Source organism: Dactylosporangium sp. NPDC049742, assembly GCF_040674675.1.
GTDB classification, from domain to species: domain Bacteria; phylum Actinomycetota; class Actinomycetes; order Mycobacteriales; family Micromonosporaceae; genus Dactylosporangium; species Dactylosporangium maewongense.
This window is the reverse complement of record NZ_JBFANF010000080.1, coordinates 20,260-42,237: the sequence shown is the minus strand read 5'-3', so window position 1 is coordinate 42,237 and position 21,978 is coordinate 20,260. Positions and strand designations below refer to the sequence as shown.

Here is a 21,978-nt window from a genome sequence, read left to right as displayed (position 1 = left end):
CGCGCCGTCCGCGTCCGTACCAGCGCAAACACCGCCACCGCGAAGGCCGCGGCGCGGCTCGTGCGCGTTGACAGCCGTCGACGGCCGAACCTAGTGTCCGGCCCGCCCAGCTCCCATCGATGTCTCGAGGTAGGCCATGAGGAGAAAACTCAGCGTTCTCGGCGGCGCGCTGCTGCTCGCCGTCACCGCGTCGGTGGTGATGTTCATGCAGCCCGCGTCCGCCGCGGTCGGCCTGCACATCAGCGGCCGCAACATCGTGGAGGCCAACGGCCAGAACCTGATCATGCGCGGGGTCAACCACCCGCACGTGTGGTACACCGGCCAGACGTCCTCGTTCGCGGCCATCAAGGCCGCCGGCGCCAACACGATCCGGGTGGTGCTGGGCACCGGCAAGCGCTGGGGCCCCTCCAACGACGTGCCCGCCGTCATCAGCCTGTGCAAGCAGAACAAGCTGATCTGCGTCCTCGAGGTCCACGACACCACCGGCTACGGCGAGGAGGGCGCGGCCGCGTCGCTGGACGAGGCCGCCAACTACTGGATCAGCCAGAAGGCGAACCTGGTCGGCCAGGAGAACTACGTCGTCATCAACATCGGCAACGAGCCGATCGGCAACACCAACCCCGCGCAGTGGACCGCCGCCACCGCCGCCGCGATCCAGAAGCTGCGCAGCAACGGCTTCGAGCACCTCATCATGGTCGACGCCCCGAACTGGGGCCAGGACTGGCAGAACGTCATGCGTGACACGGGCCAGACCGTGCTGGACGCGGACACCAAGCACAACACGGTGCTGTCGATCCACATGTACGCCGTGTACGCCAACGCCTCCACGATCGTCGCCTACTTCGACGCGTTCAAGAACAAGGGCTGGCCGCTCGTCGTCGGCGAGTTCGGCTGGAAGTTCAACTCCGGCGAGGTCGACCACGAGACGATCCTGTCCGAGGCGCAGGCCCGCGGGCTGGGCTGGATCGCCTGGTCGTGGAGCGGCAACAGCGACCCGATCCTCGACATGACGGTCAACTTCAACCCGGCGCAGCTGACCACGTTCGGCGACCGGATCGTCAACGGCGCCAACGGCCTGAAGGCGACCTCCCGCGAGGCGTCGATCTACAGTGGACAGACCACGTCGCCGTCCGTGTCGGTCTCCCCGTCGGCGTCGCGCAGCCCGTCGGCGTCGCCGTCCGCGTCGCGCAGCCCGTCCTCCTCGCCCCCGCCGCCCGGCGGCAAGACCTGCACCGCCACCTACGCGATCGTCGGCCAGTGGCCCGGCGGGTTCCAGGCCGAGGTCCGCGTCACCGCCGGCGGCTCGGCGATCTCCGGGTGGACGGTCGGCTGGTCGTACGCCAACGGCCAGACCGTCACGAACGGCTGGAGCGCGACGATCACCAGCTCCGGCGCGGCCGTGACCGCCGGCAACGTCAGCTACAACGGCTCCGTCGGCGCCGGCGCGACCACGTCGTTCGGCTTCCTCGGCACCTGGAACGGCACGAACGCCGTCCCGTCCCCGCTCACCTGCACGGCCAGCTGACCTCTTTCGTTCACCCGCCGGTCGGACCTTCCCGGTCCGGCCGGCGTTCTCATGCGCTGAGCATCTTCTGGACGGCCTGGCGGGTGACGCCCATCTCGCGGGCGATGTCGGCCTGGGAGTGTCCGTTTCCGATCAGCTGCTGGAGGATCTCGCGGCGCTCGGCGGACAGCTGCTGGGCCCTCCTGGCGTGGTCCAGCGCCTCGGCGCGGACGCTGTCGAGGCGGTGGAACAGCGACTGGTCGGTCATGCCCTCATGCTGGGCCGCCGCCGATGGCGTGTCAACCCCATGTTGTCGCGCGCGGGGGTCGACGTTGGCGGTCAGGGCGGCCAGGAGGGCGGGGAGCGCCGCCACCGTTCCGGCGGGAAGGCCGGCGACGGTCTCCTCCTCGAGGGCGGACCACAGGCGGGTGACCTGGCCGGCGAGGTCGCGGCCGCGGTCGGTGAGGGCGACGACGCTGGCCCGCTTGTCGGTGGGGGCGGGCTCGCGCCGGACGTGCCCGGCCTCCTCCAGCTTGCGGGTCATGAGCGTGACGCTGGGCGGCTCGACGCCGAGGGCGTCGCTGAGCTGCGCCTGGATCATCGGCCCGGTCCGCGCCAGCTCGAGCAGCAGCGCCTCCTGGCCCGGGTGCAGCCCGAGCGGGGCGAGGAGCGCCGCCGCCCTGGCCCGGTGGCGCAGGCTCAGCGCCCGGATCGCCTGGTTGACGGCGTGCCCCACGGTGCCCCCTCGACGAGTTCGTTATGCGCATAATATTATGCGCATAACTAATCCTACTCCTGAGGAAGCTCACGTGCCCCGCCGGCTGGCCGCCGGGCTCGCCACGACCCCGGCGGCCCCCCGGACAGCACGGCCGACCGCCCGCGGCGCTTGACGGGCGGAGACGGCATCCGTGCTCAATACTGACGGAATGGCGAATCCGGATCTTGACCCCGAGGACTACCCGCCGATCGACCCTCGGGAGCCCGTGCCCGACGACCCGGGTGAGCTGCTGCCCGGGACGCCCGGCGACCTGCCGGAGGCCCCGGCCGAGCCGATGCCCGGCGACGACGAGGGCGGCGCCGACCCCGGCGGCGTGCGCGAACCCGCGTAAGGAAGCGGCGTGACCGGGAACACGGCCGAGCGGATCACCCGCCGGTGGGACGTACTCTCGACCGGGTGAGCATCGCAACGGCCGTCACCCTCGGCAACCGCTTCGCCCGTGAGCTGCCCGAGATGGCGGTGCCGTGGCAGGCCGAGCAGTTCCCCGAGCCGCGGCTGCTCGTGCTCGACGAGGTGCTGGCGGCCGAGCTGGGCCTCGACCCCGCGTGGCTGCGCTCACCCGCCGGGGTCCGGCTGCTGGTCGGCGCGGCCGTGCCCGACGGCGCCACGCCCGTCGCGCAGGCCTACGCCGGGCACCAGTTCGGCGGGTTCAACCCGCGCCTCGGCGACGGCCGGGCGCTGCTGCTGGGCGAGCTCGACGCCGGCGGGCGGCTCCGCGACCTGCACCTGAAGGGCTCCGGCAGGACCCCGTTCGCCCGCGGCGGCGACGGGCTCGCCGTGGTCGGGCCGATGCTGCGCGAGCACGTGGTCAGCGGGGCCATGCACGCGCTCGGCATCCCCACGACCCGCTCGCTCGCCGTCACCGCGACCGGCCGGCCCGTCCGCCGGGAGACGATGCTGCCCGGTGCCGTCCTCGCCCGGGTGGCGGCCAGCCACCTGCGGGTGGGCAGCTTCCAGTACGCCACCGGCACCGGCGACACCGACCTGCTGCGGCGCCTCGCCGACCACGCGATCACCCGCCACCACCCGGCCGCGGCCGGCGGCGCCGACCCGCACCTGGCGCTGTTCGAGGCGGTCGTCGCGGCGCAGGCCGCCCTCGTCGCACGATGGATGCTCGTCGGGTTCGTGCACGGCGTCATGAACACCGACAACATGACGATCTCCGGCGAGACCATCGACTACGGGCCGTGCGCGTTCATGGACGCCTACGACCCGGCGACAGTCTACAGCTCGATCGACCACGGCGGCCGGTACGCCTACGGCAACCAGCCGATCGTCGCGGAGTGGAACCTCGCCCGGCTCGCCGAGGCGATGCTGCCGCTGTTCGACGAGGTGCAGGACCGCGCCGTCGAGCTGGCCGTGGCCGCCCTCGGGGAGTTCCGGCGCCGGTACGACACCGCCTGGTCCGCCGGCATGCGCGCCAAGCTCGGCCTGCCGGCGGGACTCGCCGACGACGTGGCCGCGCCGCTGGTCGAGGACCTGCTCACGCTGCTGCAGACCAAGGGCGTCGACTACACGTCGGCGTTCCGCGCCCTCGCCGCGGCCGCCCGCGGCAACGCCGGCCGGTTCCGCGGCCTCCTGCCCGACCCCCTCGCCGGCGCGTGGCTGGCACGGTGGCAGGCGCTCGCCCCCGACGCCGACGCGATGGACCGCGTCAACCCGGTCTACATCCCGCGCAACCACCTGGTCGAGGACGCCCTGGCCGCCGCGACCGGCGGGGACCTGACGCCGCTCACCCAGCTCGTCGAGGTCCTCGCCGACCCGTACACCGAGCGGCCCGGCCTGGAGCGCTACGCCGCTCCCGCGCCCGAGGGCTTCGGCGCCTCGTTCCAGACCTTCTGCGGCGCCTGAGCCCTACCGGGCGTGCCAGTCGGCCCGGTGCTCGGCGAGGACGTCGGCGCCGAAGTCCGAGTCGGGGCGGCGCAGCACGGTGTGGGCGTGGTTGAGGTCGTCGGCGGTGTTGTCGTACTCGATGAGCAGGTCGGGGCCCTGCACACGGTAGTAGTGCCGGCCGGTGCGCCCGGTCGCGCCCTCCCACGCGAACGACAGCCGGTCCCGGTCCACGGCCGGCGCGACGTCCTCCGGCAGCCGGTCCAGGTAGACGGCGACGAGCTCGTCCAGCAGCAGCCGCGCCGGATCGGGCAGCTCGACCGCAGGGACGCCTTCCGGCACCGGCGGGACCGCCGCCCGCGGTCCACTGTGGATGTCCGGCGGCGCCGCCGGCCGCAGCACGACGCGCGGCAGGAGGTCCCGCGGGACCGCGTCCAGCACCGCCCAGCCGAGCTCCTCCTCCGGCGCGAGCGGCCGCACCACGGGCCGGCCGCGGTACCAGGTAGCGAGCGGGTTCGCACCGAGGAACACCGGCGCCGGCGAGACCGTGTCACCGTCGAGCGTCATCGTCACCGACAGGTGGTGCCCCTCGAACCGCCACCCCCAGCGCCCCGTGCCGTCCGGCGTGCCGAACACGACGATCGTGTAGTCGTTGCTGTGCCGGCCGCGCCGGTACCCTTCCTCGCGGTCGAGCACCTCCTCGAGCGCGAGGATCACGGTCGCCTGCGCGAACGCGTGCGGTCGCAGCCCCGTGGCGAGCAGCCGGTGCGCGGCCTTGCGCCCCTCCGGGTCCAGCGCGCCGAGGCTCACGCCCGGCCGTGGCCGCGGCCGGTACTCGATCCAGCGCCGGTGCGCGTCGTCCTCGAACGCCAGCCCCGCCTTCGGTGCGAGGGCCAGGAGCGCGGCCGCCTCGGCCCGCATCGCCGCAGCTGTCGTCATGCTCCCGTTGTACCAGCAGCCATCCGCCACGACCTGCGGTGGTGGACACTCAGCCCGTGCGCCGCGACCCCGTCGACGTGCTCGGCCGCACCCCCGTACCCGGCGTTGCGCTCCCACCCGTACTGCGGGAACTCGGCCGAGAGCGCCGCCATGTACAGGTCCCGGTGCGACTTCGCCAGGATCGACGCCGCCGCGACGACCGCGCACCGCGCGTCGCCCTTCACCTCGGTGCGCACCGGCGGGATGCTGCGCTCCGGGCAGAACAGCGTCTCCTCCATCGGGTCGCTGAGGTAGTCGTGCGCGCCGTCGAGAATGATCACGTCCGGGTGCTCGGGCAGCGCCGCGAGGGCCCGCCACCCCGCCTTCCGCAGTGCCGCCGTCACCCCCAGCTCGTCGACCTCCTCGGCGCTGGCCTCCCCCACCGCCCAGTGCCGCACCCACTCCCGCACGACGGGCACCATCCGCTCCCGCTGCGCCTCCGACAGGAACTTCGAGTCGGCCAGCCCCTCCGGCACGGGCGGGCAGTCCCCGGCGACCACCGCGATCCCGACGGCGATCGGCCCGGCCCACGCCCCACGCCCGACCTCGTCCATCCCGGCGACCGTCAGGTGCCCGCGCCCCCACAGCTCGCCCTCCACGTCGAGGGTCGGGGTCACCCTGCGGGTCACTCGTGCGGCCACGGCGCGGCTCCTCGTACGACGGCGATCGGGTGCCCCAGTCAACCAGACGCCACCGAGCCGCCCACGGAGCCACCCACGGGGCTTCCGCCCGCTCAGAACGAGGTGCCGAAGGTCCCCGGGCTGAAGTAGCTGCTCGACGGGCCGTAGCCGCGGCTCGGCCGCGACGCGCGCAGCGCCTCGAGCTCGCCGGGCCGCCACACGATCGGCTCGACGGCCACGCCGGTCAGCGCCGCCCACGCCCTGACGTCGCCGGCGAGCCGCTCACCGCCGGCCGGACCCCCGCCGTCCTCGAGCCACTCCTGCATGGCCGTGCCGGTCGCCTCCCGCCAGCCGATCCACAGGTACGGGTCCCGGCCGCGCCGCTCCTCGATCATCTTCTGCACCTGCCGGGCCGTCAGGCCGCGTACGACGGCACCGCGTTCGTCGCCGTCGCCGCGCTCGACGGCGGGCAGCCAGATCAGCACCCGGCGGTGGCCGCCGTGGTCCCCGATCCGGTAGGTCCAGACGGCACCGTCGGCGCCTTCCCGCACCGCCGCCACCCGCTCCGCCCGCGACCGCTCCGCCCGCTCCCGCTCCTCCCGCGCCCAGCGCTCCCGCCATGCCGCGATGTGGTCGGTGAGGTCGCCGGCCTCGGCCCGGTAGGCGCGGTACGCCGCCCGCACCTCGACCTCCAGCGCCGCCTTCCGCACCTCGTAGTCCCGGTGCAACCGGTCGCGGCGCAGCCCCCACCACACTCCCTGCCAGGCCTGGTCCGGCCGGTGCAGCTGCCGGCGCGCCGCGCGGTCCCGCTCCTCCACCGACCCCAGGGCCGCGAGCACCGCCTCCGTCGCCGCCCGCCATCGCGCCGCGTCCTCCGCCGGCGCCGGGACCCGCCCGTCGTCGGAGCCGGACGGCTGGTTCCCGGGGCTGACGCAGTAGAGCTGCCCGGCCGCCTCGATCTCGGCGTCGTGCAGGTGCAGCACGTACGTCCCGACCGCCATCCTCAGTTTTCGATACCAGACGTCGACGTCCATCGACCCATTCTCGCGGAACGGCATCGATCGGGGCGAGCGGGTGCCGGGGCCCGTCCCGGCTACCCGAGCAGCCGCTCGCCGATCCAGCCGCCGGGGGCGCAGCCGGGCGGGACGGCGAACACCGCGGACCCGATCGGGGTGATCCACTCGTTCATCAGGTCGGCCTCGGCGAGCCTGCGCTGGATGGGGACGAACTGCTCGCCGACGTCGCGCTGGAACGAGGCGAAGACGAGCCCGCTGTCGGCGGTGCCGTCCGGGGCGGGCGGCTCGTCGTAGTTGTACGCGCGGCGGAAGATCCGCAGCCGGTCCGAGCCCACCCGGGCGCGGGCGACGTGCGAGAGCTCCGGGATGACCGGGCGCCCGTGCGCGTCCTTCGCGGTGAGGTCCGGCTCGTCCAGCTCGTGCCGCCCGGTGAGCGGCGCGCCGTCGGACAGCCGCCGGCCGACGGCGGACTCCTTGCCGGCGGTGTCGGTGGCGTCCCACGCCTCCAGCTCCGCACGGATCCGGCGCACCACCACCGTCGTCCCGCCGTGCAGCCAGGCCGGTCCGGCGTCGGTCCACACCGCCCCCGCGAAGGCCGGGGTGCCCGGAGCCGGGTTGCCGGTGCCGTCGAGCTGGCCGAGGACGTTGCGCTGGGTCACCCCGTCGCCCTGCATGCCGCGACCCCGGCGGAACCCGCGTTGCACCCATCGTACGGTGGCGAACGACCGCGCCTCCTTCACCAGCATGCGCTGCGCGTGGGCGACGGTCAGCGGGTCGTCGGCGCAGAGCTGCAGCAGCACGTCGCCGCCGCTCCACCGCTCCTGCAGCCGGTCGATGCCGAACGCGGGCAGCTGCTCCAGCGACGCCGGCCGCCGCCCGGCGAGGCCGTCGACGTCGAACAGCCGCGGCCCGAACCCGAACGTGACGGTCAGCCGGGACGGCAGGTGCGCCAGCTCCGGCTGGCCGTCCGCGAGCGGCGCGCGGCCCTGGGTCAGCCGCGCCGCGGCGTCGGTGAGCAGCAGCATCATCCGGCGCAGCGCCGCCCGGTCCACGCCGCCGGCGAGATCGAGCGCGACGAACGCGGCGTGCGCCTGCGCCGGCGTCGCCACGCCCGCCTGGTGCACCCCGTAGAACGGCACCATCAGCCCGCCCAGCTCCGTGGCCGGCGCGGGCGCCGGGCCGGGCCAGTCGCCGGTGCTGCCGCGCACGGCCGCCACGCCGGCGGCGACCACCCCACCCGCGGTCAGCGCGCCACCGGCCAGCAGGGCACGCCTGCTGAGCGGCCCGCCGACCGGCGCCGCCGGACGGTCGCCCGGTGTCGGCCGCTCCATCACCGGACGGTGCAGGTGACGCCGTTGCCGGCGACGGTGCGGGAGCCGCTGGGCCCGGGCTGTGGCTGGGTGACGCCGTTGGTGACGTTGTCCTTGACGATGCGGGACAGGTCGATGCTGCGGGCGACCTTGAACGCGGTGGCGTCGTCGGGTTCGCACAGGAACCGCTGGTACTGGCCGACCTGCCCCCAGTCGACGTCGGCGACGGCGAGCGCGCCGGGCCGGCCGGGCGGCGCGTCCGACAGCTGCACGGTCGGCCCGGCACCGGACGCCGGCTTCCAGTCCTCGATGGTGACCTTCCGGCCCAGCTGCGGCGACTGGTACCCGCCGGTCATCGTGCGCTGGTAGCCGAGCTTGCCGAGCTCGGCGACGACGGGGTCGGCCGAGCCGGCGCCACCGGTGCCACCGGTGCCTCTGGTGCCGCTGGGCGCCGCCGTGCTCCCGGCGGGCGACCGGCCCGCGGCGGCGGTGTCGGGGAAGTGCACCTCGGTGCCGTAGACCGACCGCATCGCCGCCGCGGCGAGGCGCAGGAACGCCGGGCGGCGGTCCGCCGGGACGTCGAGCCCGGCCTGGTGGCCGCCGGTGTCGGTGAGCCAGACGACGAGGTACGTGCTGCCCCGCTCGACGATGAGCGTCCCGGTCTCGGCCTGGCCGGTGCTGGTCTTGTCGACGCACCGCACGCCCCCGCCCGCGGTGCACCGCTGGGGTTCGGGTGCCGCCGCGTACAGCTGCTCGAACGTGGCCGCGTGCGGGCCGCCCGCGACGCCGACGGAGACCCGCCTGCCGTCGGCGGCGGTCCACACCGCGACGCCGAGCATGCCCGCCGTGGAATCCGCCGCGCAGGGCCGGTGCTCGGCGGGCGGCCCGCCGAGCACCTCGGCGGGCTGGAGCCGCTCGATCGGGCCGCACACGTCCTGCGGCGCGCCCGCCTCGGACCGTCCGCCCGCCGGTTCGTCGGCACATCCGGCCGACGCGGCGAGCAGGACGGCGGCGGCGATCGTCGCGAGACGCTTCAGGGCGGGCTCCTTCGTGGTCACAGTTGATCTGTAACCAGCGCCCCGATCCTGGTCAATACCCGTGCCGGCGATTCCACCGGCCCGCCGACGCGCACCTGCCCGATCGTCGCGCGCCACCGGCCCGTTCGAGCGCGGACCGCCCGCGTCCGGCCCGGCCTGCCAGGTCCCGCCGGACGGGCCTCCGTCGAGCCCGCACGGTGGCCGTGCGTCAGCCGGTGCGACGGCGGGTGCGGCGCAGGGCCAGCCCGCCGAGGACGGCGGCGGTCAGGCCGAGGACGATGGCGACGACGCCGCCGGCCAGGCCGTTGCCGGTGCCCACGCCGCCGTCGGCGGTCGCTACGACGACGGTGCCGAGGGCCACCGCGAACGCGCCCAGGACGGGCGCGGCGAAGGTCCAGCGCAGCAGGTTGCCGGGATCGTCGGCGCGCGAGGTGCGGTTCAGGGTCGCGGCGCCGATGGCGATGCCGAGCAGGGCGATCACGCCGGCCAGGATCGCCGTGCCGCGTCCGGCGCTCATCATGGCCACGGTGGCCGCCGTTGGGTCGACGGAAACGAGCATTGGAGGGCTCCTCTCGAGCGCATGTGGGAGGTACATGCGACACGGTAGGAACCGGAGAGGGTCGCGGTCGTCGTGCTCAGGGCGCGACCGGCTACGACCGGCGGCGTAGTCGGCGGTGGGCGGGCTACGGCGGGCGTTGCGCTCAGTGGGCGGCGACGGCCGACGTGGCGGCGGCCAGCAGCGTGTCGATGGCCTCCGCGGGCTGCGGCTTCGCGAAGTGGTAGCCCTGGCCGTGGGGGTAGCCGAGCTCGCGCAGCCGCTGGGCCTGCGCCGGTGTCTCGATGCCCTCGGCGACGGCGTCGAGACGCAGGGCGCGGGCCATCTGGATGACGGCGGCGGCGACGGTACGACCGTCCGGGGCCGTACAGGTGCCGGTGAAGGCCCGGTCGAGCTTGATCTCGTCGACGGGGCAGGTCTGCAGGGTGCTGAGACTGGAGTGGCCGGTGCCGAAGTCGTCGAGCGAGATGCGCACCCCGAGCGCGCGCAGGGCGTGCACGGACTGGACGCAGGACGGGTGCAGGGTGGCGGTCTCCGTGATCTCGACGGTGAGCCGGTGCGGGGCGAGGCCGGACGCCGTCAGCAGCCGCGCCACGTCGGTGGCGAAGTCCGCCTCCTGCAGCTGACGGGCCGAGACGTTGACGCTCATCCGTGGGGCGGCGTCGCCGTACAGCTGATGCCAGCGCACCGCCTGACGGCAGGTCTGCGCGAGAATCCACCGGCCGAGGGGCACGATGAGGCCGGACGCCTCGGCCACCGGGATGAAGTCGGCCGGGGAGACCGTGCCGAGGTCCGGGTGCTCCCAGCGGACCAGCGCCTCGACCATGGCCGGGACCACGGCCGGTGCCGCGCCCGGGTCGGTGCCCGGATCCGCGTCCGATGCGGCGGCGGCCCCGAGCGCCACGATCGGCTGGTACACGACGGAGAACCGCTCCTCGTCGATGCCGGTGCGCAGGTCGCGTTCGAGCGTGGCGCGGGCCTGGACCTGGACGTCCAGGGGTGCGGCGTAGTCGACGTGGCGGATGCGGGGGCCGTCGCGGTCGGCCTTCGCCGCGTACATCGCGACGTCGGCGCGGCGCAGCAGCTCCTGGGGCGTGGCGGCGACGGTGCCGAGCGCCACGCCGATGCTGGCGGCCAGCCGCAGCCGGTGGCCGTCGACGTGGACTGGTTCATCGAAGGCGGCGGCGATGCGGGCGATGACCGCGAGGGCGGCCTCGTCGTCGGCGTGCTCCAGCAGCACCGCGAACTCGTCGCCGCCCAGCCTGGCGACGGTGTCGGCGCGCCGGACGGCGGCGCGGAGGCGGTTGGCGGCGGCGATCAGCAGCGCGTCGCCGACCGCGTGGCCCAGGGTGTCGTTGACGGTCTTGAACTCGTTGAGGTCGATGAGCAGCACGCGGAGCCGCTCGGGCGGGCCGGCGGCGAGCGCCTCGGAGATCCGCTCGCCGAAGAGGCTGCGGTTGGCGAGGTCGGTGAGCGCGTCGTGGCTGGCCTGGTGGCGCAGCCGCTGCTGGAAGTCCCGGGCGTCGGTGATGTCGCGGGAGTTGCAGACGATGCCGGCGACGCCGGGGTCGTGCAGGAGGTTGGCCATCGTGATCTCGGCCCAGCGCCAGCTGCCGTCGGCGTGCGCGAGACGGGCCTGGAAGACGGCCGGGGTCCCCGGGTCGTCGATGACGCGTTGGTACGCCGTGAGCACGAGGTCCACGTCGTCGACGTAGAGCATGTCGGCGGCGGGCCGGCCCGGCCACTGCTCGGCCGGGAGCCCGAGCAGGCGGGTCGCGCCGGGGCTGACGTAGGTCAGGACGCCGTCGGCGTCGGTGACGGTGATGAGGTCGGAGGCGTTCTGCACGAGGGAGCGGAAGCGGCGCTCCCGGTCGCCGAGCTCGACCATGCCCGCGTCGAGCCGGGCGACGAGCCGGGTGTTGTCCTGGAACGTGAGCATCTGCCGGGCGATGACCAGCACGGCGAGGATCACCACGCCGACGGCGACGCCGAGCCGCTCGCCGGGGTCGTCGGAGGACATGACGAACAGCAGCAGCACGTTGCAGGCGGCGACGGCGACGTACGGCATGACGCTGAACGGCCGGCGGCGCCCTCCCGTGACCGCCGGGTCCGGTGCGGTCCGGCCACGCCGCTCCAGGCGGGCCGCGAACACGGCGAACAGACAGCTCAGCGGCACCGCGAGCTGGCTCGGGCTGGGCGCGCCGGGCGGCAGCAGCGCCTCCGGCGCCGACGCGAGCGCCCCGACGACGATCGCGAGGCCGAACCACTGCAGCGCGGCCTTGTCGACGGTCGACGTGCCGGTCAGCGCCACCTTCACGATCGCGAACAGCGCCAGCATCGACACGACCAGCGTGACCAGCCCCGTGACGAACGCGGCCTGGTTGCCGCTGTCGCGCTCCAGCGACGGGCGCAGCCAGAACTGCCACAGGAACAGCCCGCCGGCGACGACGACCGTGCACGCGTCGAGCAGGAACGTGACCCGCCGCCGGCCGCGCTCCAGCCCGAGCGGCAGGCGCAGCAGCGCCCACCCTTCCAGCAGCACCGCGACCAGGTAGATCGCGCCGTCCACCGGGCCGATGCTGGTCTTCGGCTCGTGGAGCGCCTGGATCCCGCGGACCACGGAGCCGACACCCACGAGGAGGGTGCCGGCGCCCATGAACCGCCAGAACCGGGCCGCGGCCGGGTTCACCCGCGGGCCGGTGCCGACGGTCCAGAGTGCGGCGCCGGCCAGCGCGGCGGAGCACAGGTTCGGCACCCAGCCGAGCACCGGGGAGCCGACGGGGCCCTGGACGTTGACCGCGAACCACACCCACGCGATCAGGACGATCCCGGCCTGAAGGGCGACATCGGCGCGAGAAGCCCCGAACACGGCGTCACGGAGCCGCGCCACCGGGCTCGGCTGTCCCGATCCGGTCATCTGCCGCCCGCCCTTACTACCAGCCCCGTCCCAGATGCTCATCGACCGCGACCCGCGGAACCTGAGCGCCAACCACCTGCCGAGGCACCGTACCCGCTCCGCCGCGCGCCCGCGACTATCCGTTCGTCCCCGGGTACACCGGGCCGATCAGCATGCCGTTGACGCCGTCGGTCGAGCACACCGTCGACCGCCACGGCACGAACACGGACGCCGTCTCGTCGGGGACGTACACCCGGTACCCGGCCGCCTCGACAGGATGGCACGTGTCCGGGTACGCACTGGATTGTCCCGTGCGCACCTGGGCGTGGGCGCCCTGCCCCGGAGCGAGGTCGACCCGCACCGGGGCGGTGCCCTCCCGCGTTGCCGGCTCGTTGATCTGGGTGCCGGACGCCCCCGTCACGTATGACACGCCCGGGAACCCGTACAACGAGCACGTCCGCCCGGACGTGTTGGTGAAGACGAGCCACGTGTACACGCCGCCCGCCGCGCCGCCGCCGGGCGCGATCCTGGCGGTCACCCGCAGGTCGCCGGCCCGGCAGCGGCCGGTCACCTGCGTCGTCGCGCTCCCGGCGGGTGCGGCAGCTCCGGTGCTGCCCGCCGCGGTCGGCCCGTCCGTCGACGCTGTCGTCGGCGCCTCTGTCGGCCCTGCGGTCGGCCCTGCGGTCGGCGTCGCCGCGGGCAGGTCCGGCGGCGGGGCCGCGTTCATGAACTGGTGCACGGCGCCCGCGGCAACCGCGACGGCGAGGGTCGCGGCGGCCACCCCGGCGACCGCCCGGCCGGCCCGCCGGCGCCGCGCGGACCGGGCGATGCTCGGATACGCGCCCGGCGGCGGAGCGAGGAGCTCGACCTGCTGCTCGTCCAACCACGTCTCGAAACGGTCAGTCATCATTGTCACCCAACTCCACTCGAATGCGCGCCCGCGCCTGAAACAGATCCGACTTGACCGTCCCTTCGGCCCGGCCGACGATCGCCGACACCTCCCGGATCGAGAACCCGGCGAGGTAGTGCAGCAGCACCGCGGTGCGCTGGTGCTCGGGCAGCGGCTCGAGCAGCCCCCGCAGGTCGCTGGCCCGGTCGGGCCGGCCGTCCGGGCCGTGGTCCTGCTCGGCCGCCACGAGGCTCAGCGCGCGCCGCTCCTTGCGGGTCCGCCGCCAGTGGTCCTTCAGCAGATTGACCGCCGTCTTGTACAGGTAGGCGTGCGGCTCCTGCGCCGCCGACCACCGCGACATCAGGCGGGTGAACGCCTCGGCCGCGACGTCGTGCGCCGTGTCGTCGTCGCCGACCTGCCTGCGCACCCATCCCGCGAGCCGCGGATACTCGGCCGCGAAGAACTCCTGCCGGGCGTCCGTCTCGGCCACCGCCGGGCCCGCCTCCCACATAGTCATCGACATCTGTCTCCCCACCATCCGGTCATGCACCCTAAGACGCCGCGATCGCCGTCCGGTTGGAGCGGACTGAGGCGGGAACCCGACAGCGGTGGTCCGGCCGGCACCGCAAACGCCTTTGACCGTGGCGCCGCGGGTGCGGGACCCTCACGGGCGTGCAACGAGTCCTGATCGCCCGCGACCTCATCGCCATGCCCGCACCGGCGCCGCGGACCGCCCCGGCGGCGGCGCTCGCGACCGTGACCGCGAACATCGCCCACTACGGCTTCGCGCTGTCCGCCCGCGCGTACACCATGCTGAGCGGGACAGGCGAGGACGAGCTGCGGCGGTGGTGGGCCGGCGTCGAGCCGGTGCTCGCCGCGCTGACCGGTGCCGACAAGCGCATGGCCGACTTCGTCGTCTACAAGAACTTCCCGGCCGAGGTCCTCGCCATGGACGAGGCGGAGTACTGGCTGCGGCAGATCCTCATGTACTGGGGGCTGCCCAACGACCTGGTGACCCAGGAGGAAGCGGCCCGGGCGCCGCTGCGGGACCTGCCCGCGCCGCGGGTGCTGCACCCGGCCGACGACGCCGCGCTGCCGCGGATCCTCGCCGGGCTGCACGCGCTGCCGGCGCGCTGGACCGACGACCAGTGGCGCGACGTCACCGACCTCACCGAGGGGCCGGTCGACCTCGCCGGGGTGTCCTTTGTGGAGAACCGGGTCCGGCTCGCCGTGCGGCTGCTCGAGACCGGCGTCGAGGCGCGCGTCTCGACCGCGACCGACGTGCTGCGCCTCGCGGCCGCGCTCTCCGGCGGCGACCCCGGCCTGCGCGCCACCCAGCGGCTGCGCCGCTTCACGCGGGCGGAGCGGCGGCACCTGCTCGGCCTGCTGGAGAGCGCCCCGCACCTGCTCGACGACATCGCCCGGCGCCGGGAGCCCTTCAAGCGCCTGCTCTTCGCGCTGCACCCCGGCGACTACCGGGCCGCGTTCCCGCGGGTCGTGGCGGCGTACGACGCGCTGTACACCGGCCGCCCGGTGCGCGGGTTCGCCTCCGACGTGGAGCGGCTGCTCGCCGCCCGCGACCCGGCCGTGGCGGGCCTGCTCGCCACCCGGCCGGGCGAGTACGCGCGCCGGCTGCGGCAGCTCCTCGTCACGTTCGGCGAGGCGCCCGGCGTCGAGACCGTCGTCCGGGACCTCACGACCCTGCGGCTGCTCCAGCTGCGGCGGCACCTGGAGACCGTCGACGCGCGGCAGTGGCGCATGTTCCCGCCGCGCGGCAACTGGTCGAGGGCGCAGGTCGTCGCGGCCGGCGGGGACCGTCGGCTGCCGGCCGGCCCGCGCGACGCCGTGCTGGCCGCGATCGACGCCGAGCTGACCCGCCGCCTCGCCGGCGCCGGACCCGTGGCGCTGGATCCAGCGACGGAGAAGGTGAAGCTGCCGACGAACGACGCCGAGCTCGCACCGTACGGGCGCGGCACGGTCTTCGGCATCCCCGCCGGGGTGCGGTTCGTGCGCAGCGCGTCCTACTGGGCGACGGGTCCCACGGTGGGCAACATCTGGTACGACAACAGCTGGAACTTCTTCGACGACGCCTGGCAGCCGGTCGGCGCCTGCTGCTGGGACCACGTCCGGTTCGGCGACGCGGCGGTGTTCTCCGGCGACCCGACGAACTCCAAGGACCTCGACGGCCGCGCCTGCCAGCTCATCGACCTCTACCTCGACGAGCTCGCCGCCGCCGGCGTCCGCTACGCGGTGTGGAGCCTGCTGTGCTACTCCCGCCGCTCGTTCGACGCCGCCAGCGACGTGCACGCCGCGCTGCAGTGGGGTTCGGAGCCGCAGGAGGGCCGACTGTTCGAGCCGAGCCGCGTCCAGCTGTCGTTCCCGGTCCGCGGCGCCGGGCTGACGAAGTTCGTCGCCCACCTCGACCTGTCCCGCCGCGAGCTCGTGTACCTCGACGCGAACCTGCCCTCCCGCGTCCAGTCGGCGTCGCTCAACGGGGCGCTGCTGGCCGGGACGCTGCCGCCGTACGTCGAGTACCTGGCGAGCCTGCCGAGCGTGCACGACCTGTTCCGGCATGCCCCGGCGGCCGGGGACGGCATGCCGGTCCGCTACGACGACACGGACGCCGCCGTCACCGGCGGCCCCGCCTACGTCTTCCGACCGTCCAACCAGGACAGTCAATTCGATCCCGTGGATCTGGGGCAGCTGCTAGCATCGAAGGGCGAGGCCATGGTGGTCCTTCCTTCTCCTTAAGAATCGCCACGGCGATTTTTGCCAACCAGGATCACCGCCTTCCTCGCCTAAACCCTTTGCACGCCGGCACGGTGCGTTCCTACGCTCCTGCGGATGGGACGCACCGTCGTCGTCGGCGACATCCACGGCTGTTTCACCGAGCTGCTCGAGCTCTGCGACGCCGTCGCGCTGCGCCCCGACGACCTGCTCGTCAGCGTCGGTGACGTGGTCGACCGCGGCCCGTCACCCGCCGAGGTCGTCGGCTTCTTCCGCGCCCGGCCCAACTCCGTCGTCGTCATGGGCAACCACGAGCGCAAGCACGTCCGCGGCGTCCTCTCCTACGCGCAGGAGATCACCCGCCTGCAGCTCGGCGCCGGCTACGCCGACGCGGTCGCGTGGATGCGGACCCTGCCGTACTTCTTCGAGAACGAGCACGTCCGGGTCGTGCATGCCGCGCTGGTCCCGGGCGTGCCGCTGGACGAGCAGCGGGAAGAGATCCTGTGCGGCTCGACCGGCGGCGAGAAGGCCCTCGCCGGGATCGTCCCGACCGGCCACTGGCACGAGCACTACACCGACCCTCAGCCGGTCGCCTTCGGCCACCACGTCACCGGCCGCGAGCCGCTCGTGCGCGACGGCCGCGTCTTCGGCCTGGACACCGGCGCCTGCCACGGCTGGAACCTGACCGCCCTGGTCCTGCCGGACCGCACCGTCCACGCGGTCCCCGCCCACGCCGACCACTGGTCCGTCACCCGCCGCGAGTGGCAGCTCCCGGTCCTGCGCACCCGCCCCTGGCGCGACTACACCTGGCCCGACCTGACCGCCGCCCTGTCCCGCGCCGAGGACCCGTGGCTGGACGAGGTCGGAGCGTGGGCCGCGCTGCTGCGCTCGTCGCTGCCCGCCCTGGTTGCTGCCGCCCAGGCGCTCGCCCATGAGCTCCCGGACGCGGCCCTGCGCGCCCACCCGGCTGCCCCGGTGCTCTACCAGGCCCGGGCCGGACGGCTCGACGAGGCCGCCCTGGCCCGGCGCTGCGTCACGCCACGCCGGACCCTCGACCTGGCCGCCGCCCTCGGCGTGCCCCTGCCCGACCTGCCGGGCGCTCAGTCCTCGACGCCGTAGCCGGTGTAGGCGTAGACCCCGGGCGCGTGGCGGTCGACCTCGGCGGCGACGCGGGTGGTCTCCGCGGTCCAGGCATCGTCCTGGTCCTGCTGGATCTCCTCCGGCATCTGCCCGTACGCGTAGCCGGAGTACAGCAGCACGCCGAGGGCGAGCGGCTCGTACTCGTCGTAGTCGTAGACGCGGGGGTCGGCGGGCGCGCCCTGCTCGTCCTTCAGGCGGACGGTGGCGACGGCGGCGCGGACCAGGTGCAGGATCGTCTCCTGTTCCTCCGGCGGGACCGCCGCGCCGTCGTTCCTGGACACGAACAGCGCTGGGCCATAGGCGGACACGCGGGGCAGCCTACCGTTCTGCTCATGCCCGCACGCCGAAGGACGATCTCTCCGGGGTGGTGATCCTGCATCGAGCCTACGCGCTGGCCGTCGTCGTGACGGTGACGGCGCTGCTGGCGTTCGACGGGCCCGCCGAGGCGTTCGTCATGCTGCTCAGCGGGCTGGCCCCGGCCGCCGCGATCGGCTGGCACCTGCGCCGCCGCCGGCCGGGAGGGCCGCTGCCCTGGCACCTGGCGCTCGTCGGGCTGGGGCTGCTGACCGGCACCAACCTGCTCGGGCTCGGCGCCGACCTCGGCGTCGTGGTGCCGGGCGGCGGGCTCGTCGCGCCGGTCCTGATGGCCGCCGGGTTCCTCGGGCTGCTGTCGGCCAGCGCGGTCGTCGTGACCCGGCACACGCCCGGCGACGGCGGCGGGGTCATCGACGCGGCGCTGATCGGCGTCGGCGCCGCGGGCCCGCTGTGGGAGTTCGTGCTGCGGCCGCGGCTGGCCGCCGGGCACGCGCCCGCGGCGGTGCAGCTGCTGGCGCTGGCCAACCTCCTGGCGCTGCTGGCCACGCTCGGCTCGATGCGGCGCATCGCCCGGACGATGGGCACGGGGTCGCTGCGCTACCTCTACGTGTCGATCGCGCTGGGACTCGCCGGGGTCGTCGCGTCGGTACTGGCCGCGGACCTGCCCCACCCGGTGGCCGCGAAGCTCGTGCCGGCGTTGTGGGCGGTGGCGTACCTGAGCTTCGGCGCCGCGGCGCTGCACCCGGCGGCGGTCACGCTCACCGAGCCGGTCGGGCGGCAGCCGGAGCGCCCCACGCTGCGCCTGGCGCACCTCGGCGCGGTCCTCTCGATCAACCCGGTCGTCGGCGCGCTGCCCGTCCTGTGGGGCGGCAAGGCCGACGCGCCGCTGCTCAGCGTCGGGACGCTCGTCGTCATCGGGCTCGTCCTCGCCCGGATCGGCCAGCTGCTGCGCCAGCGCGCCGAGGCCGAGTCGGCGCTGGCGCACCGGGCCAGCCACGACGAGCTCACCGGCCTGCTCAACCGGCACGGCGTCCTGGCCAGGCTGGAGGAGTCCTTCGGCGCCGGCGTCGGGGTGCTGTACTGCGACCTCGACCGCTTCAAGCCGATCAACGACACGCTCGGCCACCTCGCCGGCGACGAGGTCCTGCGGCAGGTCGCGGCCCGGCTGCGCGCCGCGGTGCGCCCGGGCGACCTGGTCGGCCGGATCGGCGGCGACGAGTTCCTGATCGTCTGCCACGGCGTCGACGCCACGCGGGCCGACGCGCTGCGGCGGCGGCTGACCGCCGCCGTCGGCGCGCCGATGACGGTCGCCGGCCACCAGGTCGACGTCGGGGTGACGATCGGCACCGCCCTCACCGGGTCGGGCCCCGCCCTCGACAGGTCAGGCCCGAGCCGCGACAGGCGGGGCGCCGCGTCCGGCAAGGCAGGCACCACCCTCGACCATGCAGGCACCGCGCTCGACGAGGCAGGCGGTGCTTCCGCCACGGCAGGCAGCGCCCTCGACAGGGCAGGCAATGCTCTCGACGCGGCAGGCACAGCGCTCGCCGGGCCGGGCACGGCGGAGCAGCTCGTCGCCGAGGCGGACCGGAAGATGTACGACCGCAAGCGCCGCCCGGTCACCGTCTGAGCGGGCGTCAGGCGACTTCCTGCTCGACGAAGTCGCCGAGCTCGACGCCTTCCTCGCGCAGCACGTCGGCGAGCTTCGCCACGCTCGGCACCGCCCGCGACACGCCCGGGCCGATCAGCCTGTACCACGCGACGGAGCCCACCCCGCCGACCTCGACGCGCCACCGCCCGTCGGGTGTCTGCATCATGGCCGCGCTCACCACCCGACGCTACGACAGCCCCGTCACCAGCGGGAAGCAATGATCGATAAGTACACCCATGTAGTTCGGGCCCCCTGCGGCGGCGGGTGCTGTGGCAAGATCCGGCGGTGCGCCTGTCCTTGCTCGTGTCGATGTTCGCGGTGACCGGGGTGCTGGCGGTGTCGGCGGCGGCGCTCTCGGCGACGCAGGTGTCGCTGCGGTGCACGGCGGCGGCGCTGGTCGTGCTGGCGGTGCTCGCCGTCCGGTGGAGCCGGTCGCGGTGGGCGCTGGCGGCAGGATGCCTGGTGTTCGCGGCCGCCGCGTTGGTACGGGACGCCGCGGTCGACGACGCGGGACAGGACGCCGGCTGGTTCGGGTACGGGCCGTCGCAGACGGTCGCGCTGCCGGCCATGCTGGACGCCGCGGGCCGGGCGTACCGGCGGGAGTCCATCGCGACGCTGGTCCAGCTGGGCGCGGTGGTCCTGCTCGTGGCCGCCGTGCTCGGGCTGCCCCGCGCCCACCGGCGGGTGCGGATCGTGGCCACCACGGTCGCGGCCGTCGCGGTGGGCGTCGGCGTCCTGGCCGGCCTCTGGCTCGACGTCGACCTGGACGAGATGGCCGGGGTGGCCCGCTGCGCGTGGCCCGGGCTGCTCGCCGTCGCGGCCGGTCTCGGGCTGCTGCTCCTGGCCGGCCGGCGCGAGGACCGCCGGTGGCTGGTGGCGGCGGGTGCGGGGCTCGTCGCGGTGCAGGCGGCCGTGACGCAGTCCGACCTGACCGGCGCGTGGCTCACCGTGGCCGCGCTCACCGACGCCCTGTGCGGGGACGGGGACGCCTACACGGCGATCGCCTGGAGCACCGCGGTGGACGAGGGCGTGGAGTACGGGTCGGCGCTGACCGCCGCGCTCACGATCGCCGGCCCGGCGCTGATCGTGCTCGGCACCCCACGCCCCGGCACCCGCACCGCGGGCGGCGACGACACACCACCACCGGCCCCAGGCGGCGACGACGCTGCACCACCACCGGTCACGGGCGGCGACGACCCTGCACCGCCGCCGGCAATGGGCGGCGACGAGGGGCAGCCGCCCGCGCCGGACGGGAAGGACTGAGCGGCGTCACCCGCCCGGCCTGCCCGCGGGTGCTTCAGTTCGCGTTCGGGCGGCCGATAGAACGATGTGTCCCGACTGCGCGCGGTGGCAGACGTCTGCGTCCGCATGTTGGACGCACCGCCCGACGACGGCCACCTTCTGGAGCGTCTGGTCTCCGCCGTCGGCGCGGAGCTGCCGGACTGCTGCGTCGTGGGAGCGCTCACCACGGGCGCCGCGCCGGTGGTGCGGACCGCCGGTGAGGCCGGCCCCGCCCTGGCCGGAGCGCTGCTCGACGCGGTCGCCGGGCCACCCCGTACAGACGCGGAAAACGCCATCAGTGTGGCGCACATTCTCGCCCGGGGCGCGGTCATCGGCGCGCTCGGCGTGCTGGGGCGCGAGGGCGACCCCGTCCAGCCCGCGGAGCTGGCCTTCGTCGAGGCGGCCGCGACCGTCGCCGGCGGGGTGATCGAGCACAGCCACGCGTTCGCCGCGACGCTGGAGCTGCTCGAGGACGCCCGCCGCCAGGGCGACCTGCTGGACGCGATCTCCGACGCCATCGTCTCCTGCGACGCCGAGGGCGTGATCGTCAGCTGGAACTCCGGGGCCGAGCGCCTGTACGGGTACTCCTCCGGCGACGCGGTCGGCTGCGACCTGCTCGCGCTGCTCGCCACCGCCTGCGTCACCGACGACACCGAGGTCCCCGCGGCGCAGATGCTGCAGGACGTGGCCGCGTCCGGGCGGTGGGAGGGCGAGCTGCGCGAGCGGCGCTCCGACGCGGCGCCGCTCACCGTGCTGTCGTCCGTTTCGGCGCTGCACGCGTCCGACGACGGCACGCCCGCCGGGTACGTCTTCGTCAACCGGGACGTCACCGAGCAGCGGCGGCAGGAGCACGAGGCGGCGCACGACGTCCTCACCGGCCTGCCCAACCGGCGCCGGCTCGTCGGGCGGATCCGCGACGCCACCGAACGGGTCCGCCGCGGCGGCGGGCCGATCGCCGTGCTGTTCCTCGACCTCAACGGCTTCAAACCCGTCAACGACAAGTACGGCCACGCCGTCGGCGACGAGCTGCTCATCCGCATCGCGGGCCGGCTCGCCGGCACCGTCCGCAGCACCGACTTCGTGGCCCGCATCGGCGGCGACGAGTTCGTGGTGGTGCTGGAGCAGTTCGGGCCGGTCGACCGGGTCACGCCCGTGCTCCAGCGCATCCTGGCCGCGGTCGAGGAGCCGCTGGTGCTGTCCCTGGCGACGGTCACGGTCTCCACCAGCATCGGCGTGGCGGTCGCCGGCGACCCGGAGACCGCCGTCGACCCCGAGGAGCTGGTGCGCGCCGCGGACGAGGCGATGTACCGGGCGAAGCGCCGGCCGCGCCGGGTCGCGTTCGCCGACCCGGCGCTGGACCACTGCTGGCTGGCGCTCCCCTCGGATCCGGACCAGGGCGCCGCCTGACCCGGGCCGCCGCGGCGCCGTTGACGCAACCTCCGAGTTGCGATAC

At 74.8% G+C, this 21,978-nt stretch carries 20 protein-coding genes; 8 read left to right on the top strand and 12 right to left on the bottom strand.

The annotated features are described in order from the left end of the window. Positions 1–136 precede the first annotated feature (136 nt). Entirely contained in the window at positions 137–1,525 is a 1,389-nt protein-coding gene (locus AB0J72_RS51840; protein WP_363414278.1) for a cellulase family glycosylhydrolase, read from the top strand. Positions 1,526–1,574: 49 nt separating this feature from the next. Here the strand turns inward: AB0J72_RS51840 and AB0J72_RS51835 are convergent, their stop codons facing one another. Continuing rightward, positions 1,575–2,240 carry a MarR family transcriptional regulator gene (locus AB0J72_RS51835; RefSeq protein ID WP_363414276.1) on the bottom strand — a complete coding sequence of 222 codons (666 nt, stop codon included), beginning with the start codon at positions 2,238–2,240 and terminating at the stop codon, positions 1,575–1,577. A 190-nt stretch (positions 2,241–2,430) separates the two neighbouring features. On the opposite strand from AB0J72_RS51835, the gene AB0J72_RS51830 reads away from it, so the two are divergent. Together AB0J72_RS51830 and AB0J72_RS51825 are read left to right on the top strand one after the other, a co-directional pair. Then, positions 2,431–2,613 carry a hypothetical protein gene (locus AB0J72_RS51830; RefSeq protein ID WP_363414273.1) on the top strand — a complete coding sequence of 61 codons (183 nt, stop codon included), beginning with the start codon at positions 2,431–2,433 and terminating at the stop codon, positions 2,611–2,613. A 65-nt stretch (positions 2,614–2,678) separates the two neighbouring features. Continuing rightward, complete coding sequence (locus AB0J72_RS51825; protein WP_363414270.1) at positions 2,679–4,133, top strand: protein adenylyltransferase SelO; 1,455 nt, start codon at positions 2,679–2,681, stop codon at positions 4,131–4,133. Positions 4,134–4,136: 3 nt separating this feature from the next. Here the strand turns inward: AB0J72_RS51825 and AB0J72_RS51820 are convergent, their stop codons facing one another. The 9 genes from AB0J72_RS51820 to AB0J72_RS51780 all read right to left on the bottom strand — a co-directional run bounded on the left by AB0J72_RS51820 (position 4,137) and on the right by AB0J72_RS51780 (position 13,931). Further along, on the bottom strand, positions 4,137–5,033 hold the full coding sequence (locus AB0J72_RS51820) for a DUF3500 domain-containing protein (RefSeq protein WP_363414308.1): 897 nt from the start codon (positions 5,031–5,033) through the stop codon (positions 4,137–4,139). 14 nt (positions 5,034–5,047) lie between these two features. Further along, on the bottom strand, positions 5,048–5,731 hold the full coding sequence (locus AB0J72_RS51815; RefSeq protein WP_360559992.1) for a ribonuclease HII: 684 nt from the start codon (positions 5,729–5,731) through the stop codon (positions 5,048–5,050). 92 nt (positions 5,732–5,823) lie between these two features. Then, a complete protein-coding gene (locus tag AB0J72_RS51810) occupies positions 5,824–6,744 on the bottom strand; it encodes a hypothetical protein (RefSeq protein WP_363414267.1) in 921 nt (306 codons plus the stop codon). Between the two features lie 59 nt (positions 6,745–6,803). Next, positions 6,804–8,057, bottom strand: coding sequence for a Dyp-type peroxidase (locus AB0J72_RS51805; protein ID WP_363414265.1), 1,254 nt, complete (start codon positions 8,055–8,057; stop codon positions 6,804–6,806). Beyond that, complete coding sequence (locus AB0J72_RS51800; RefSeq protein ID WP_363414262.1) at positions 8,057–9,094, bottom strand: hypothetical protein; 1,038 nt, start codon at positions 9,092–9,094, stop codon at positions 8,057–8,059. Before AB0J72_RS51800 ends, AB0J72_RS51805 begins: the two co-directional genes overlap by 1 nt. A gap of 187 nt (positions 9,095–9,281) precedes the next feature. Further along, on the bottom strand, positions 9,282–9,632 hold the full coding sequence (locus AB0J72_RS51795; RefSeq protein ID WP_363414259.1) for a DUF6223 family protein: 351 nt from the start codon (positions 9,630–9,632) through the stop codon (positions 9,282–9,284). A gap of 142 nt (positions 9,633–9,774) precedes the next feature. Then, on the bottom strand, positions 9,775–12,546 hold the full coding sequence (locus AB0J72_RS51790; protein ID WP_363414256.1) for an EAL domain-containing protein: 2,772 nt from the start codon (positions 12,544–12,546) through the stop codon (positions 9,775–9,777). Positions 12,547–12,661: 115 nt separating this feature from the next. Continuing rightward, complete coding sequence (locus tag AB0J72_RS51785; RefSeq protein WP_363414253.1) at positions 12,662–13,432, bottom strand: DUF4232 domain-containing protein; 771 nt, start codon at positions 13,430–13,432, stop codon at positions 12,662–12,664. Further along, positions 13,425–13,931 (bottom strand): RNA polymerase sigma factor, encoded by a 507-nt coding sequence (locus AB0J72_RS51780; protein WP_344512688.1) that lies wholly within the window; start codon positions 13,929–13,931, stop codon positions 13,425–13,427. Before AB0J72_RS51780 ends, AB0J72_RS51785 begins: the two co-directional genes overlap by 8 nt. Positions 13,932–14,086: 155 nt before the next feature. Between AB0J72_RS51780 and AB0J72_RS51775 the strand changes: the two genes are divergently transcribed. Together AB0J72_RS51775 and AB0J72_RS51770 are read left to right on the top strand one after the other, a co-directional pair. Then, positions 14,087–16,165 carry a hypothetical protein gene (locus tag AB0J72_RS51775; RefSeq protein ID WP_363414250.1) on the top strand — a complete coding sequence of 693 codons (2,079 nt, stop codon included), beginning with the start codon at positions 14,087–14,089 and terminating at the stop codon, positions 16,163–16,165. A 93-nt stretch (positions 16,166–16,258) separates the two neighbouring features. After that, a complete protein-coding gene (locus AB0J72_RS51770) occupies positions 16,259–17,260 on the top strand; it encodes a metallophosphoesterase family protein (RefSeq protein WP_363414247.1) in 1,002 nt (333 codons plus the stop codon). On the opposite strand, the gene AB0J72_RS51765 is transcribed toward AB0J72_RS51770, so the two are convergent. Next, positions 17,242–17,589 carry a hypothetical protein gene (locus AB0J72_RS51765; RefSeq protein WP_363414244.1) on the bottom strand — a complete coding sequence of 116 codons (348 nt, stop codon included), beginning with the start codon at positions 17,587–17,589 and terminating at the stop codon, positions 17,242–17,244. The genes AB0J72_RS51770 and AB0J72_RS51765 overlap by 19 nt on opposite strands. 59 nt (positions 17,590–17,648) lie before the next feature. On the opposite strand from AB0J72_RS51765, the gene AB0J72_RS51760 reads away from it, so the two are divergent. Then, the gene (locus tag AB0J72_RS51760; RefSeq protein ID WP_363414241.1) at positions 17,649–19,223 is read left to right on the top strand and encodes a GGDEF domain-containing protein; all 1,575 of its coding nucleotides are present in this window, start codon (positions 17,649–17,651) and stop codon (positions 19,221–19,223) included. 7 nt (positions 19,224–19,230) lie between these two features. On the opposite strand, the gene AB0J72_RS51755 is transcribed toward AB0J72_RS51760, so the two are convergent. Then, complete coding sequence (locus AB0J72_RS51755) at positions 19,231–19,422, bottom strand: hypothetical protein (RefSeq protein WP_363414239.1); 192 nt, start codon at positions 19,420–19,422, stop codon at positions 19,231–19,233. A gap of 107 nt (positions 19,423–19,529) precedes the next feature. Here AB0J72_RS51755 and AB0J72_RS51750 point away from each other — a divergent pair, with 107 nt between their 5' ends. Together AB0J72_RS51750 and AB0J72_RS51745 are read left to right on the top strand one after the other, a co-directional pair. After that, positions 19,530–20,507: a hypothetical protein gene (locus AB0J72_RS51750; protein ID WP_363414236.1), complete on the top strand. Its 978-nt coding sequence runs from the start codon at positions 19,530–19,532 to the stop codon at positions 20,505–20,507. Between the two features lie 105 nt (positions 20,508–20,612). Then, positions 20,613–21,932 carry a sensor domain-containing diguanylate cyclase gene (locus AB0J72_RS51745; protein ID WP_363414233.1) on the top strand — a complete coding sequence of 440 codons (1,320 nt, stop codon included), beginning with the start codon at positions 20,613–20,615 and terminating at the stop codon, positions 21,930–21,932. The last annotated feature ends 46 nt before the right edge of the window (positions 21,933–21,978 follow it).

Coding starts and splice junctions, on each gene's coding strand:
- AB0J72_RS51830 (WP_363414273.1), top strand. CDS start 2,431: ATGGCGAATCCGGATCTTGACCCCGAGGACTACCCGCCGATCGACCCT.
- AB0J72_RS51790 (WP_363414256.1), bottom strand. CDS start 12,546: ATGACCGGATCGGGACAGCCGAGCCCGGTGGCGCGGCTCCGTGACGCC.
- AB0J72_RS51820 (WP_363414308.1), bottom strand. CDS start 5,033: ATGCGGGCCGAGGCGGCCGCGCTCCTGGCCCTCGCACCGAAGGCGGGG.
- AB0J72_RS51805 (WP_363414265.1), bottom strand. CDS start 8,057: ATGGAGCGGCCGACACCGGGCGACCGTCCGGCGGCGCCGGTCGGCGGG.
- AB0J72_RS51780 (WP_344512688.1), bottom strand. CDS start 13,931: ATGACTATGTGGGAGGCGGGCCCGGCGGTGGCCGAGACGGACGCCCGG.
- AB0J72_RS51840 (WP_363414278.1), top strand. CDS start 137: ATGAGGAGAAAACTCAGCGTTCTCGGCGGCGCGCTGCTGCTCGCCGTC.
- AB0J72_RS51745 (WP_363414233.1), top strand. CDS start 20,613: ATGTTGGACGCACCGCCCGACGACGGCCACCTTCTGGAGCGTCTGGTC.
- AB0J72_RS51795 (WP_363414259.1), bottom strand. CDS start 9,632: ATGCTCGTTTCCGTCGACCCAACGGCGGCCACCGTGGCCATGATGAGC.
- AB0J72_RS51785 (WP_363414253.1), bottom strand. CDS start 13,432: ATGACTGACCGTTTCGAGACGTGGTTGGACGAGCAGCAGGTCGAGCTC.
- AB0J72_RS51770 (WP_363414247.1), top strand. CDS start 16,259: ATGGGACGCACCGTCGTCGTCGGCGACATCCACGGCTGTTTCACCGAG.
- AB0J72_RS51810 (WP_363414267.1), bottom strand. CDS start 6,744: ATGGACGTCGACGTCTGGTATCGAAAACTGAGGATGGCGGTCGGGACG.